Raw genomic sequence first — 14,824 nt, forward strand, 5'->3', positions numbered from 1 at the left:
TCACAGGCTCGTCACAGGATTCCGTTTATCCCCCGTTCGAGTGACCCGTCTTAAGGTCACGTTTACTCCGGTGGCCTAGGATCCACGAGTGACGAGCACCCATACCCCCACAGTTGCCGTCGTCGTGATCGCGTACAACGATGCCGAGCTCGTCGGTCAGGCCGTCTCCTCGGCCCTTGCCCAGGGCCCGGTCGTCGCCGAGGTCATCGCGGTCAACGACGCGTCCAGCGACGGCACCGCCCAGGTGCTGGACGAGCTGGCGGCCCGCCACCCCCGTGTGAAGGTCGTGCACCGCACGGAGAACAGCGGGGGCTGCGGCACCCCCCGCAACGACGGGATCGCGGCCGCGACCGCCCCGTACGTCATGTTCCTGGACAGCGACGACGTGCTGCCCCGCGGAGCCGTCGAGGCCCTGGTGCACGCGGCCGGGGAGCACCGGTCGCCGGTCACCGTCGGTTCGTGCGTCCGCCGTGAACTGCCCGAGAGCCGTGACGTGCCCTGGGTGCCCGGCCTGTACACGCCCGGCGAGGTCATCGAGCGCCCGGCGGACCGGCCGGAACTGGTCCGCGACACCCTCTGCGTCAACAAGCTGTACGAGCGGGCCTTCCTGGACATGTACGGGATCCGCTTCCCGGACGGCCGGTTCATCTACGAGGACTTCGTCTTCACCGCCCGCGTACTGGCGGCCCGCCCCCGCATCGCGGTGATCGGCGACCTCGTCTACGTGTGGCACGTGCGCCGCAACGCCGCCCAGGTCTCCATCTCCCTGGACCGCAAGGACGTCGGCAACTGGAGTGCGCGCGTGGAGGCCCACCGCGTGGCCTCCCGGCTCATGAAGGCCTCCTCGCCCGAGCTGGGCCGGGCCTGCCAGGTGAAGTTCCTGGAGTACGACCTGCGCATGTACCTGCGCGAGCTCGGCGAGGACCCCGAGTACCAGGCCGCCTGGTGGACGCTGACCCGTGACTACGTCGCCGGGTTCGCCGAGGACGACATCGAGGCCGCCGGGGCGCACGCCCGCTGGATCGTACGGGTGCTGCGCGCCACCGAGGTGCCGCCCGCCCCCGCCGACCTGCTGCGCCTGACCCGCTTCGCCGCCGACCCGCCCCGCCTGCTGCCCCCGTACGCGACCGGCGCCTCGGGGGCGCCGGTCTGGAGCGACACGCTCCCGGTGGAGCTGGACCGGCTGGACGAGCTGGAGACGGCGGACCTGCCCATCACCATCGACGCCGAACCGAGCGGCTGCGCGGGGCTCCGGATCCGGGTGCACGACCTGTACGGGCGGCTCGCCGCGGCCGGCCCGCGCACCGTCCAGCTGCGCTTCCAGCCCCGGGGCGACCTGGGGGAGCTGCTGGTCGCCGAACCGGTGGCGCTCACCCCTGCCGGGGACGGCCAGGGGTGGACCGCGGAGCTGCCCTTCCGGCTCACCACCCTGGCGAGCCTCGGGCGGGGCGAGGGCCGGCGCGGCCTGCAGGCGTGGGACGTGAAACTGAACGTGGAGTGCGCCGACGGGAGCTCCGTGCTCACCTCCCCGCGCCCCCTCAGCCGCCTCCTCCACCGACGGGTGCTGCCCAGCAGCCGGTACGGTGTGCTGTTGGCGCAGCCGTACCGCACGACCGGGGGATCCCTGGCGCTGCGGCTCGCGCCCGGTGCCGCAGGTGTCATGAGCCTGGCCCGTCACCGGTTCCACCGGGCGCGCATAGTGCGCGGCTAGAGCGGAACGCGGCTGGACGGTCCGGCGCCGGACGAGACGTACGAAAGATATTTGGGGAGACACGCATGACGTTTCTGATCACTGGTGGGGCCGGTTACATCGGGGCGCACGTCGTCCGCGCGATGCTGCTTGCGGGTGAGGAGGTGGTGGTGCTGGACGACCTCTCGACCGGCAACGCCGCCCGCGTCCCGGAGGGCGTTCCGCTGGTGGTCGGTTCCGTGCTGGACCGGGAGTTCCTCGACAAGACCTTCGCCGAGCACCGGATCACCGGCGTGGTCCACCTGGCGGGCAAGAAGCAGGTCGGCGAGTCCGTCGAGAAGCCGCTGCACTACTACGAGGAGAACGTGGGCGGCCTCACCGTCCTGCTCCAGGCGGTGGCCGCCGCGGGCGTGCGCAACTTCCTCTTCTCCTCCTCCGCCTCCGTGTACGGGATGCCGGACGTGGACCTCGTCACCGAGAACACCCCGTGCCTGCCGCTCAGCCCGTACGGCGAGACGAAGCTGGCGGGCGAATGGATCGTCCGTGCCGCGGGCAAGGCCCACGGCATCTCCACCGCGTGCCTGCGCTACTTCAACGTGGCGGGCGCCGCGACCCCCGAGCTCGCCGACACCGGGGTCTTCAACCTGGTCCCGATGATCTTCGAGCGGTTCGACAAGGGCGAGGGCGCCCGGATCTTCGGCGACGACTACGCGACCGCGGACGGCACCTGCATCCGCGACTACATCCACGTCGCCGACCTCGCCGAGGCCCACGTGGTGGCCGCCCGCAAGCTCGTCGAGTGGGGCGCGCAGGGCGAGTACAAGGACCTCACCGTCAACATCGGCCGCGGCGAGGGCGTTTCCGTCCGCGAGATGGTCGAGCTGGTCAACGAGGTCACCGGGCACACCGACCCCGCCTACGCGCCCGCGGTCTCCCCGCGCCGCGCCGGCGACCCGGCGAAGGTCGTCGCCTCCGCCGACCGGATCGGCGCGGAGCTGGGCTGGAAGGCCCGCCACGACGTCCGCGAGATGATCACCTCGGCCTGGGAGGGCTGGGAGGCCCACCGCAAGGCCTGAGGCCCGTAGAGCGTACGAAGAAGCCGCCCGCCCCGGTCGATTCCGGGGCGGGCGGCTTCTTCGTACGCAGGATGCCGGCCCAGAGTGCCGGGCTCGGTCCGCGGACCTCGGTCAGCGCTCCAGGAAGGAGAACAGCTCCTCCCACCGGTCGGTGATCTCGGCGCTGGAGTACCGCTGCACGTTGCGGAAGGCGGCGTCGCCGAGCCGGTCGCGCAGTTCGCGGCCGGCCATCAGCCGGTCCAGCTGTCCGGCCAGCTCCATCGTGTTGCCGAGCCGGGCCAGCAGCCCGTCCTCGCCGTGCGTCACGATCTCCCGCACGCCCGGCGCGCAGTCGAAGGCGGCCACCGGCACGCCCGCGGCCATCGCCTCCAGCAGCGTGATGGGGAAGCCCTCGGCGCGCGAGGCCTGTGCGAAGACGGAGGCACCGTTCAGCGCGCCCAGCACATCGCCGGTGCTGCCCATCCACTCCACGGAGTCCTCCAGGCCGAGCCCGGCGGCGTGCGCCCGCAGGGTCGCCTCCTCCAGGCCCGCCCCGTAGATCCGCAGGACCCAGTCGGGGTGGTGCGGGGAGGCGTCGGCCCAGGCGTCGAGCAGCAGGTCCACGCCCTTCTCGAAGGCGAGGCGGCCGACGCTCGCCACGACCTTCTCGGTGCGCGGGGCGGGGGAGGCGGGCATGAACGGCAGCGGGTTCGGCATGCTGGAGACGTTCTCCATGCCCGAGCGGATCCAGAGGTCGGCGTCCTCGGGGGTCAGCACGAGCATGCGGTCGACGTCCCCGTAGAACCGGCGCACGCGCTGGCCCCGGGTGGACTTGTTGCTGGCCTCGAAGGACTCGTGGCTCATGCCGATGACCGTGCAGCCCTTGGTGTCGGCGAGGGCCACCCACTCCATCGCCCAGACCTGGGTGACGATCACCACGGCGCCGGGGCGGGCCGCGCGCAGCAGCTCGCCCAACTGGTCCGCCTTGGCCCGCATCTTCGCCCGGCGGGCCGCCTGGCGGCGCCGTTCGGGCGCGTTGAGCCGGCCCTTGATGCCGTGCAGCCTGCGGGCCGCCGGGGGGTGGGCCTCGTACAGCGTGGTCACCGCGTAGGGCAGGTCCGCCGGGAGCTGCTGGCGGATCTCCTCGGCGACGGGGGCGATGCCGATGACGTGCACCCGGTGTCCGCGGTCGCTGAACAGCCGGGCCATCTGGTGCGACCAGGTGGTCACGCCGCCGAGCTCGTCCACGCTGTTGGAGACGAGGAAGATGTCACGGCCGCCGACGGCTCCCTGCGGGGCGTCCGGGATGTCCGGGGTCTCCGGGGCGGGGGAAGTCTGCTGGCTCACTTGCCGCTCCTGGTGAAGAACTTCTCGACGATCCGGCGGGCCGCGTCCCCGCGGTCGTACTCGCCGAACTCGGCGAGGAAACGCTGGCGCGCCTCGGCGTACTTGGCATCCGCCTCGTCGAAGGCGGCGAGGGCCTGGAGCAGTTCGTCCGCGCTGGCGACCACCGGGCCCGGGGCCTTCTCCTTGAGGTCGAAGTACGTGCCGCGGATGTCGTTCGCGTACTTCTCGTAGTCGTAGGCGAAGAACAGCATCGGCCGGTCCAGGACCGCGTAGTCGAACATCACGGACGAGTAGTCGGTGATGAGCCCGTCGGCGAGCGCCAGCAGCGGGGTGATGTCGTGGTGCTTGGACACGTCGATGACCCGGCCCGCGACCGACGGCGGCAGCGTGACGCTGTTGAGGTAGTGGGTGCGCACGAGCAGCGTGAAGCGGTCGCCGAGCCGGTCGGCGAACTCCTCCACGTCGAAGGGGAACTCGAAGCCCTCCACCGCGCCGTCCGCGTTCGCCCGGAAGGTCGGCGCGTACAGCAGTACCTTCTTGTCCGGGGCGATCCCGAACTCGCCGGCCAGGGGGCCGCGGACCCGCTCGCCGCTGTTCGCCTCGGAGCGGTGGGCCGCGACCAGGGCGTCGTTGCGCGGGTAGCCGGTGCGCAGCAGCACCTCGTCACGCAGCCGGAAACCCTTGGCGAGGGTGCGGGCATCGTGCTCGGAACGGATCAGGAAGTGGTCGAAGCGGTCGACGGCCGCCTGGAAGCGACCCTGGCCCGCACGGTCCTGCGCCTTGGTGCGGGGCTCGTGGAAGCCCATCCGCTTCAGTGCCGAGCCGTGCCAGGTCTGGATGTACGTGGTTCCCGGGCGCTTGGCCAGCGCCAGCGGGAAGCCCTGGTTGTCGATCCAGAACTCGGCCTGGGCCAGCGCCCGCAGGTAGGCCCAGCTCCAGCGCCGCACCAGGGTGGCCTCCTTGGGGAAGCCGGTGGGCCGGCCGCCCGCGTACGACCAGATCGCCTCGAACTGCACGCCGGAGCGCACCAGTTCCTCGTAGATCGCCTTCGGGCTGTCGCTGTACTGCTTGCCCATGTGGCTCTCGAAGACGACCGTGCCCTTCTTGATGGGCAGCTTCGAGAAGACCTCGTGGTAGACCTTCACCTTCTGCTCGCCCGAGCCGATGTTGCGGCGGGCCCGCAGGGCCCTGCGCAGGCCCCGCTTGACCACGCCCGCGGCCTTGCCGTGCATCGCGCTGTTGATCAGCGTCTGGGTGCGCACGGCGGCGGCGCCCTCGGCGGTCAGGACGTAGGAGAGGTTGCCCTTCTTGGTCATCTCCGGCTCGAAGCGGTCGGAGACCAGCCGGGTCAGCCTCGGGCGCACGCGCAGCCGGGCGGCCTTCTCCAGGTCGACCCCGCCGACGGAGACGCGGGTGGTGACCCGGTCCTTGCCCGCCGTCAACTTCAGGCGGACGTCCCAGACGGCGTCGATGATGCCGAGCGGGCGGACGGTGCTGCCGATGTCGGCCGTGGCCTTCCACTCGATCGTGTCACCGGCGTGGCGCACGGTTGCCACCGGGAAGCTGAAGGAGCGGACGCCGATCTGCCGGCGGGCCCGGAACTCCAGCGAGGCCTTCAGCTCCGCCTCGGGGCGGATCCGGCCCAGCGGGTTCACGACGGCGCCCGACAGGGTGACCGTGCCGCGGCCGTCGTCCTCGTACGAGGTGAGGCGGTTGCCCAGGGTGAGGGCGGTGAGCGGCGCACCGGCGTAGCCCTGGTCGGTGACGTCCAGTATCCGGCGGGCCTCGTCCGCGTCGGGGCCGTCGATGTGCCGGCCGCACCAGTACACGCGCCCGTCGCGCTCGGCGAGCGGGGAGGTGAGCCGGCCCTGGTTGGTCATGGCGTCGGCGGCGGGCAGGAGGTTGTCCCAGTCCTCCTTGCCGAGCAGGTAGGCGCAGATGGCCTGGAGGTTGCTGACGTTGTCGTACGCGGCCGGGTCGATGCCGGCCAGGTAGCCGTTGGCGAGCCGGGCGAACTCCTGGCGGTACGCGTCACCGAGCAGGGGCAGGTCCCGCAGGTGGAGCACCAGGTCGTGCTTGAGGAACTTGGCGTCCTTCGCGGACTTGATCTCCGTGTGGCCCTTGGCCGCCAGCAGTTCGTCGACGCGGCGGTGGATCTCCATCCGGTGGACGAAGTTCTCGATCTCGTGGCGCCGGTTGCTGATCGACTTGGCCGAGGCCTTCTCGATCACGTTCCAGTAGTAGACGTGGTTCGGGATGAGCGTGATGCGGCGGGCGGCGACGTAGGCCTGCGCGGAGAAGAGCAGGTCCTCGTAGTGGATGCCCACCGGGAATTCCAGGCCCTGCTCCAGCAGGAACGCGCGCCGGTAGCACTTGTTCGTGGAGAGGGTGTCGTAGACCAGCAGGTCCGGGTACTCGGTGATCGACTCCAGCGTGCGGGTGCGCGCGTAGATCCACGGGTACCACTCGGTGGTCTTGCCCCAACGGCTGTCGAGGTGGACCCGGACGCACATGCCCGAGACCAGGTCGGACCCGGTCCGCTCGGCGGCGTCCAGCATGTTGCGGCAGGCATTGCGTTCCAGCACGTCGTCGCTGTCCAGGAACATGACGTAGGTTCCGGTGGCCTGCCGGATGCCGTGATTGCGCGGGGCGCCGCAGCCCCCGCTGTTCTCCGGCAGCCGGAAGGCGCGCACCCTCCCCGGATGCGCGGTTTCGAGCTCCTGGGCGACCGCGTAGGACCCGTCCTTGCTGCAGTCGTCGACGATCACGACTTCGACCCCGTGCAGGGTCTGGTCCAAAACCGACTGGACGGCTGCCGGGAGACGCTCTGCGTCGTTGTAGACGATGACGACCACGGAGACGTCAGGCACGTGCACCTCGATCCCTCTGTTTCATTCCGCTTATCCCGTCAAAGCTACCGTGTGCCGCACTCACCCCAGGCAGGGCAACCACCGCCGTGCATACTTCTAAGGAAGAGGTGAGTGGCAGGTCCGGTCGCCGTAAATCACCCGTTCGGACCGCAGGAAGTGTTCATGAAGCTGTCTGTAGTAGTCCCTTGCTACAACGAGGAAGCCGTCATCGACAGCTTCGACACCGAGATCCGCAAGGCCCTGGACGTCCTTCCCGTCGAGTACGAGGTCTGCTACGTCGACGACGGCAGCCGCGACGGAACCCTCGACAAGCTCCGCAAGATCGCGGCCCAGCACGCCGACCAGACCCGGTACGTCTCCTTCAGCCGCAACTTCGGCAAGGAGGCCGGCATGCTCGCCGGCCTGCGCGAGGCGACCGGCGACGCCGTGGTCATCATGGACGCGGACCTCCAGCACCCGCCCGAGCTCATCGCCACGATGCTCGACTACTACCGGCAGGGCCACGACCAGATCATCGCCCGCCGCACCCGCGAGGGGGACAAGAAGCTCCGCACGGCGCTGAGCCGCCTCTACTACCGGGGCATCAACCGCTGGGTCGACGTGGAGCTCGCCGACGGGGTCGGCGACTTCCGGCTGCTGTCCCGGCCGGCCGTGGACGCGCTGCTGGCGCTGCCCGAGTACAACCGCTTCTCCAAGGGCCTCTTCTCCTGGATCGGCTTCGACACCGTCCACTTCGACTACCGCAACGCGCAGCGCGAGGCCGGCGAGACGAAGTGGAAGTTCGGCGCCCTGCTGAACTACGGCATGGACGGCCTGATCTCCTTCAACAACCGTCCGCTGCGCATCGGCATCTGGGTGGGCGTGTCGCTGGTGGCCCTGACGGGGCTCTACGCCGTGTGGATCGCCGTCATGGCGATGACCAACGGGGTGGACTCCCCGGGATACGTCACGATCGTGGCGCTCATCGCGGGCCTGGGCGGCGTCCAGATGATCATGCTGGGGCTGATCGGCGAGTACATCGGCCGCATCTACTACGAAACCAAGCGCCGGCCGCACTTCCTGGTGAAGGAGGCGCACGGCGCCGACCGGACGGCCGCGTCCACCGACGTCCGGGACGCGCCGCGGCCCGAGGCCCAGGCCGTGATCGCGGAGCGAAGCAAGTGATGTCACCCACGAAGAACGGGCAGCCGAAGGCGCAGCCGGACGTGAAGCCCGCCGTCGACCGGAAGGCCCAGCTGGGCCAGATCATCAGGTTCGGCCTGGTGGGCGGGGTCAACACCGGAACCTTCTTCGTCCTCTACCTGGGCCTCCACCCGTGGATGCCGTACTTCGCCGCCTACTCCCTCGCCTTCGTGCTGGCGATGGTCGGCTCGTTCTTCATGAACACCTACTTCACCTACCGGACCCGGCCGACCTGGAAGAAGTTCCTCCTCTTCCCGCTGACCAACATCACGAACTACGTGATCCAGTCCGCCGGCCTGTACGCCCTGGTGAGCTGGGCGGGCATGAACACCAAGATCGCGCCGCTGGTCGCGGCCATCGTGGCCATCCCCTTCACCTTCGTCCTCTCCCGCAAGATCCTCATTCCGGGGACGGCCGGCGCGGCCGGGGAACCCGAGCAGACCCACACCACGTCCACGGTCTGAAACCCCCGGGCGGCCCCGCCCGGACACCCCGTAGATTGAACGGGCGGGTCCGCGGATCCGCAGATGCGCAGGGTCGTGTTCGGCGAGGGTCAAAGGGTCAGGGGACAGAAGTGTCAGCGGCTAGGCAGGGTGTGCTCGACGCGCGCAGGATCGTGGTCAAGGTCGGCTCCTCCTCCCTGACCACGGCGGCAGGCGGACTCGACGCCGACCGGGTGGACGCGCTGGTCGACGTACTGGCCAAGGCGCGCAGCGGCGGCGAGAAGGAGATCGTCCTGGTCTCCAGCGGAGCCATCGCCGCCGGACTCTCCCCGCTCGGCCTGCGCCGCCGCCCCACCGACCTGGCCCGCCAGCAGGCCGCCGCGAGCGTCGGCCAGGGACTCCTCGTCGCCCGCTACACGGCCTCCTTCGCCCGGTACGGCGTACGCGTCGGCCAGGTGCTCCTGACCACCGACGACACGAGCCGGCGCGCGCACTACCGCAACGCCTACCGGACCCTGGACCAGCTCCTGGCCATGGGAGCGCTGCCCGTCGTCAACGAGAACGACACCGTCGCCACCGACGAGATCCGCTTCGGCGACAACGACCGCCTCGCCGCACTCGTGGCCCACCTGGTCCGCGCCGACCTCCTCGTCCTGCTCTCGGACGTCGACGGCCTCTACGACGGGGACCCGTCCCAGCCCGGCACCAGCCGCATCGACGAGGTGCGCGGCCCCGAGGACATCGCCCACGTCACCATCGGCAGCGTCGGCAAGGCGGGCGTCGGCACCGGCGGCATGGCCACCAAGATCGAGGCGGCGCGCATCGCCGCGGCAGCCGGCATCCCGGTCGTCCTGACCTCGGCCAGCCAGGCCGCGGACGCCCTGGCCGGACGGGAGACCGGCACCCTCTTCCACTCCACCGGACGCCGCTCGACGGACCGGCTGCTCTGGCTCCAGCACGCGTCGACCCCCCAGGGGCACCTCGTCCTGGACGACGGGGCCGTCCGCGCGGTCACCGAACGCGGCAGCTCGCTGCTCCCCGCCGGCATCGCCTCGGTCGAGGGCGACTTCGTCGCCGGGGACCCCGTGGAACTGCGCGCGACCGACGGCCGGGCGGTGGCGCGAGGCCTCGTCAACTTCGACGCGAAGGAGCTCCCGCAGCTCCTCGGCCGCTCCACGCGCGAGCTCGCGCGGGAACTCGGACCCGAGTACGAGCGGGAGGTCGTCCACCGCGACGATCTGGTCCTGCTGCAGGGCTGAGGTTCGGTAAAACCGCCGCGCGGTGAGCCGAGGACTGGTCAACTGTGAGGGGCGGACACGCGTAGCGCAGACAAGGAGGCGGCTGGTGAGACGAGCGCTGACCAGCGTCGGCACCGGGGACGGTGACGTCGGCGGGAGCGGGGAGGAAAGGGACGCCTCCCGCCTCTGGCACATCACCCTGAGCGTCTCCGGAAAGCCCGCGCCGCTGTGCGACGTACGCCGTGGGCTGGAGCAGCTCGCCCATGACCACCCCTTCCTGCTGACCAGCCGCTACGCCGACGACCACGCGGAGATCCGCTACTGGGAGGAAGCCCGCGACCTCCACGACGCGGCGGCCGTCGCACTGCGGCTCTGGGGCGAACACCGCTCCTCGGCGAAGCTCCCGGCCTGGGAGATCGTCGGCCTGGAAGTCATCGACCGCGCCACCTACCACCAACGCGTCGCCGAAGGCTACGGCCCACCCCCGGCCCACCCCATGGGCGTGCACCCCTACTAGACGCGTCGCTCGCACCACTCGGCCCAGGAGGCCCGCCAGGGGCCGCACCGCGCGAGCGGCGCGTCAAAGGGGGCCGTCTCGGGGGGTGGAACCCCATCGGCCCGGGGGTGGGCGGGGATTACCCTGGCGGCATGACCTCGCTCGATGCCACGACCTCGCCCGTGATCGCCACCGCGCAAGCCGCCCGGACCGCCGCCGCGGCCATCGCCCCGCTCCCGCGGTCCGCCAAGGACAAGGCCCTGCTGGCCATCGCGGACGCGCTGGAGGCCCGTACGGCCGAGATCGTCGAGGCCAACGCCGTCGACACGGCGAAGGCGGCCGCCGCCGGGACCAGCGAGACCGTCATCGACCGTCTCACCCTCACCCCCGACCGCATCGCGGCCATCGCCTCCGACGTCCGCGACGTCGCGGCCCTGCCCGACCCCGTCGGCGAGGTCGTCCGCGGCTCCACCCTCCCCAACGGGATCGACCTCCGCCAGATCCGCGTCCCGCTCGGCGTCGTCGGCATCATCTACGAGGCCCGTCCCAACGTCACCGTCGATGCCGCCGCCCTGTGCCTGAAGTCCGGCAACGCCGTCCTCCTGCGCGGCTCCTCCTCGGCCTACGCCTCGAACACCGCCCTCGTCGGCATCCTGCGCGACGCCGTCGTATCGGCCGGTCTCCCCGCCGACGCCATCCAGCTCGTACCGGGAGAGTCCCGCGACTCCGTCCGCGAGCTGATGCGCGCCCGCGGCCTCGTCGACGTGCTCATCCCGCGCGGCGGCGCCTCGCTCATCAAGACCGTCGTCGAGGAATCCATCGTCCCGGTCATCGAGACCGGTACCGGCAACTGCCACGTCTACGTGGACGCCCAGGCCGACCTGGCCATGGCCGTGGACATCCTCGTCAACTCCAAGGCCCAGCGCCCCTCCGTCTGCAACTCCGCGGAGACCCTGCTGGTGCACCGGGACATCGCCGACGCCTTCCTGCCCCTCGCCCTGGACGCCCTCGCCGACGCCGGCGTCACCGTCCACGGCGACGAGCGGGTGCTCGCGTACGCGGCGGACTCCAAGGTCACCGCCCTCCCCGCCACCGACGAGGACTGGGCCGCCGAGTACCTCTCGTACGACATCGCCGCCGGTGTCGTGGACTCCCTCGACGAGGCCGTCGCCCACATCCGCCGCTGGACCTCCGGCCACACCGAGGCGATCGTCACCACCTCGCAGGCCGCCGCCCGCCTCTTCACCCAGCTGGTCGACTCGACCACGGTTGCCGTGAATGCCTCCACCCGGTTCACGGACGGTGGTCAGTTCGGCTTCGGCGCGGAGATCGGCATCTCCACGCAGAAGCTGCACGCCCGGGGCCCGATGGGGCTTCCCGAGCTCACCTCGACCAAGTACATCGTCACCGGCGACGGTCACGTACGGTAGTCGGGCCCTGAACGCGGTGTGGCCGGATTTCGGCCTACACCCTGCCCAAAGGTGTCCCTCAGGTCTACGCTGGTCTCGTGCCGGACGACGTGGGGGGCAAACCGTTCCCGGACGACGGGGAGCCCGACGACGACCGCGGAGGCGCGGACAAGGACTTCGCCTCCGTGGTGTTCGACGAGGACTTCGTCCGGAACGCCGAGATCCGTGAACCGAGCGCCGCAGAGCGCCAGCGGGCCGGCGACCGGGCGCGCGCCGAGGCGGCCGAGGCCGCCCGCGCCGCCTTCGCCGGCGGCTGGACGGGCGACGAGGACTACGACGCGTACGCCTACGGCGGCGCCGACGGCTACCACTCCGACGACTCCGGCTGGGACCACGGCCCCGGAGCAGGCTCCGGGGAAGGCCCGTACGGGGCCTACGGCGGCAGCCTGCGCCCCTACCGCGGCCGTTCGCCGTGGCTGCGCCCGGTCGCCTGGGTGCTCGCCTTCGTGATGGGCCTCGGCATGATCGCGCTCGCCTTCAGCGCCGTGTACCGCAGCGCGGCGAGCGACGCGGAACCGGCTCCGGCCCCCGCCAGCACCCCGATGGCCGAAGTCAGCGGCGCCGGAGCGTTTATGGACCGCGCCATCCGCCAACCCTGAAGGTACGACCCCGCTCCCATCGCCGGAGCCGGGGGCTTCTCTGGAGCGGGGACAGCGGGGAGAAGCGATGGCCATGCCAGGAGATCCGCCGAACGGCACCCCCGAGGGTGCCGGCGGGGCCGACGACGAGTTCCGGGCCGACGAGTACCGGTCGGTGGTGTTCGACGAGGACTTCGTCCGGGCTGCCCGGCTCCAGGAGTTCTCCGCCCAGGAGCGCATGGGCGAGCACGCCCGCGCCGTACGGAGCCGCTCGATCTGGTCGACCGGCGGAGGCCATCCGGGACCCCGGAGCGGCTCCGGCGGCAGTGGGGCCCGGCAGGGCCGGATCATCGTGCTGTGCATCGCCCTGGCACTCGCCGGCGCCGTCTACATGGGGCTGCGCAATCCCTACGTGCCGCCCGCCGGGGACCCGGCCGAGGCGATGAGCAGCACCGTCGTGCCGCTCGCGCCCTCCGCGCCCGTGCCGGGCGGCCGCCCCGCCGACCTGTACGCGCAGAGTCCGGCGGCCCAGTACCGCATCGGGGCGGCCGGGATCACCTTCCCCGCCGTGCGCCGTACCCGGCACTTCACCGAGGAGCAGGTCCAGAGCGCGCTGACCATCGCCAAGGACTACCTGGTGCAGTCCTCGCTGGACCCCGACGTCCTGTCCGGCGAGGCCTCCCGGCCGGTGCGCGTCCTGCTCGACCCCGACCAGCTGACGCAGTTCGACCAGAGCATGCTCGTGCCGGTCGGCAACGGGCGGCACGCCGTCACGGGCTGGCTCGTCCGCTTCGACCCGGCGACCGCCGTGGTGGCCGACACCCGGGTGCGGGTCAGCGGGATCCTCGCCGCCGCGGAGACCGCCCCGAACGCGCTGGAGGTGACCTCCGACCACACCTTCGTCTACGCCGTGCGCCCGGCCACCGGCCAGCCGGCCGCGGCGGACGGGGCCTCGCTCTTCACCGTCCGCCGGGAACTGCGGATGCGCTTCGACCGCGACGACCTCACGGCCCGGCGGGCGGAGCTCGTCTCGGCCTACGTCATGGCGGGCCCGCAGGACTGCTCCGCCGACCCGGCCGGAGGTTTCCGCCCGCTGACGGCCGGCGCCGGGCCGACCACCACCGGCCCGGCCGCGACCGACCCGTACGCCAGTGGCAGTCCGCGCCGCACGGCCGGGCTGTGCGGCGTGCTCGCTCCGACGGCCGCGCCGGAGCCACCGGAGCCACCGCAGTCGCAGACCCCGGCCTCCCCGGGGCAGGGCGTCAGCCCTGCTCCGTAGCCCCGTCCTTGCCGGTCCCGGTGCCGGTGCCCGTGCCCTTGTCGTCTCCGGCGGCGCTGCCGCCCGCGCCCGAAGCGCCACCCATGCCCGCAAACCTGTCCCGCAGCTTGCCGCCCAGGTCCGCCGTACCGCCGGCGATGTCGCCGACCAGCTTCATCAGCGGGTCCTTGCTCGTGCGCACCGTGTCGGCGTAGTGCGCGGCGGACTGCCGGAAGGAGTCGGTCACCGAGGTGTCCTTGTCGTCCTCGCGCCGCGGGTAGTGGCCGTCCATGATCCGCTGGTGGTCCCGGTTCTGCGACCACTTCTTCAGCTCGGCCGCCCGGACCGTCGTGAAGGGGTGCGTCCGGGGCAGCACGTTGAGGATCTTCAGCACGGAGTCGCGCAGATCGCCGCTCTTCTCGTACTCCTCGGCCTGGGCGAGGAACGCGTCGACATTCATCTCGTGCAGGTGGTTGCCGCCCGCGAGCTTCATCAGCCCGCGCATCGAGGCGTGCACGTCCTGTCCCACCAGCAGCCCCGCCCGGTCCGCGGACAGCTCCGACTTGCGGAACCACTCGCGCAGCGCCGTCACGAGCCCCATGATCGCCACGTTGCCCAGCGGGATCCACGCGATCTTGAGCGCGAGGGTCGTCAGGAACAGCAGGATCGTGCGGTACACGGCGTGCCCCGACAGGGCGTGGCCCACCTCGTGGCCCACCACCGCCCGCATCTCCTCCTCGTCGAGCAGCTCGACGAGGGCCGTGGTGACCACGATGATCGGCTCGTCCAGCCCGATGCACATGGCATTGGGCTTCGGGTCCTGCTGCACGTACATCTGCGGGACCTTCTCCAGGTCCAGGATGTAACAGGCGTCCAGGAGCATCGCGTGCAGGTGCGGGAACTGGGTCTCGCCCACCCGGACGGAGTCCGACAGGAAGAGCAGTCGCAGACTGCGCTCGGGCAGCAGCCCGCTCAGTGCCTTGAAGACCGTGTCGAAGCCGGTCAGCTTGCGCAGGGCCACGAGCGCGGACCGGTCCGCCGGATGCTCGTACGCCCGTGAGGAAATACCGGGGAACCTCTTACGGTCCCGCGCCGGTGCCTTCTCGAATCCCGACCCCGTCATAGCGCCCTCCCCGTTGGTGTGTGCGGCTGGCCGCCCGTCTATCCTCTCCAACGCCTGAGTCGACGTGAGCGTGCC

12 protein-coding genes are annotated in these 14,824 nt (G+C 71.3%); 9 read left to right on the forward strand and 3 right to left on the reverse strand.

The features are described from left to right. Positions 1–88: 88 nt before the first annotated feature. Positions 89–1,711: a glycosyltransferase family 2 protein gene (locus AC3IX6_RS25395; protein WP_489364888.1), complete on the forward strand. Its 1,623-nt coding sequence runs from the start codon at positions 89–91 to the stop codon at positions 1,709–1,711. Positions 1,712–1,776: 65 nt separating this feature from the next. Beyond that, the gene (gene galE, locus AC3IX6_RS25400) at positions 1,777–2,766 is read left to right on the forward strand and encodes a UDP-glucose 4-epimerase GalE (RefSeq protein ID WP_489364890.1); all 990 of its coding nucleotides are present in this window, start codon (positions 1,777–1,779) and stop codon (positions 2,764–2,766) included. A gap of 111 nt (positions 2,767–2,877) precedes the next feature. On the opposite strand, the gene AC3IX6_RS25405 is transcribed toward galE, so the two are convergent. Both AC3IX6_RS25405 and AC3IX6_RS25410 read right to left on the reverse strand, forming a co-directional pair. Continuing rightward, on the reverse strand, positions 2,878–4,053 hold the full coding sequence (locus tag AC3IX6_RS25405; RefSeq protein ID WP_489371557.1) for a glycosyltransferase: 1,176 nt from the start codon (positions 4,051–4,053) through the stop codon (positions 2,878–2,880). A 35-nt stretch (positions 4,054–4,088) separates the two neighbouring features. After that, positions 4,089–6,968, reverse strand: a complete 2,880-nt coding sequence (locus tag AC3IX6_RS25410) for a bifunctional glycosyltransferase/CDP-glycerol:glycerophosphate glycerophosphotransferase (RefSeq protein WP_489364892.1) — start codon at positions 6,966–6,968, stop codon at positions 4,089–4,091. Between the two features lie 156 nt (positions 6,969–7,124). Here AC3IX6_RS25410 and AC3IX6_RS25415 point away from each other — a divergent pair, with 156 nt between their 5' ends. The 7 genes from AC3IX6_RS25415 (at position 7,125) to AC3IX6_RS25445 (ending at position 13,647) form a co-directional block, all read left to right on the forward strand. Further along, positions 7,125–8,126: a glycosyltransferase family 2 protein gene (locus tag AC3IX6_RS25415; RefSeq protein ID WP_489364894.1), complete on the forward strand. Its 1,002-nt coding sequence runs from the start codon at positions 7,125–7,127 to the stop codon at positions 8,124–8,126. Next, positions 8,126–8,608, forward strand: coding sequence for a GtrA family protein (locus AC3IX6_RS25420; protein WP_489364895.1), 483 nt, complete (start codon positions 8,126–8,128; stop codon positions 8,606–8,608). Before AC3IX6_RS25415 ends, AC3IX6_RS25420 begins: the two co-directional genes overlap by 1 nt. 110 nt (positions 8,609–8,718) lie before the next feature. Beyond that, a complete protein-coding gene (gene proB / locus AC3IX6_RS25425) occupies positions 8,719–9,846 on the forward strand; it encodes a glutamate 5-kinase (protein ID WP_489364897.1) in 1,128 nt (375 codons plus the stop codon). An 82-nt stretch (positions 9,847–9,928) separates the two neighbouring features. Then, positions 9,929–10,342 (forward strand): hypothetical protein, encoded by a 414-nt coding sequence (locus AC3IX6_RS25430; protein WP_489371558.1) that lies wholly within the window; start codon positions 9,929–9,931, stop codon positions 10,340–10,342. Positions 10,343–10,473: 131 nt separating this feature from the next. After that, entirely contained in the window at positions 10,474–11,751 is a 1,278-nt protein-coding gene (locus tag AC3IX6_RS25435) for a glutamate-5-semialdehyde dehydrogenase (RefSeq protein ID WP_489364899.1), read from the forward strand. 77 nt (positions 11,752–11,828) lie between these two features. Next, on the forward strand, positions 11,829–12,389 hold the full coding sequence (locus AC3IX6_RS25440; RefSeq protein ID WP_489364901.1) for an SCO2584 family spore wall biosynthesis protein: 561 nt from the start codon (positions 11,829–11,831) through the stop codon (positions 12,387–12,389). 67 nt (positions 12,390–12,456) lie between these two features. After that, the gene (locus AC3IX6_RS25445) at positions 12,457–13,647 is read left to right on the forward strand and encodes an SCO2583 family membrane protein (RefSeq protein ID WP_489364903.1); all 1,191 of its coding nucleotides are present in this window, start codon (positions 12,457–12,459) and stop codon (positions 13,645–13,647) included. On the opposite strand, the gene AC3IX6_RS25450 is transcribed toward AC3IX6_RS25445, so the two are convergent. Continuing rightward, the gene (locus tag AC3IX6_RS25450; RefSeq protein ID WP_489364904.1) at positions 13,631–14,749 is read right to left on the reverse strand and encodes a M48 family metallopeptidase; all 1,119 of its coding nucleotides are present in this window, start codon (positions 14,747–14,749) and stop codon (positions 13,631–13,633) included. The two genes, AC3IX6_RS25445 and AC3IX6_RS25450, sit on opposite strands and share 17 nt — an antisense overlap. Between the last annotated feature and the right edge of the window lie 75 nt (positions 14,750–14,824).

The sequence above is a fragment of the Streptomyces sp. GL_141 genome (assembly GCF_057834385.1).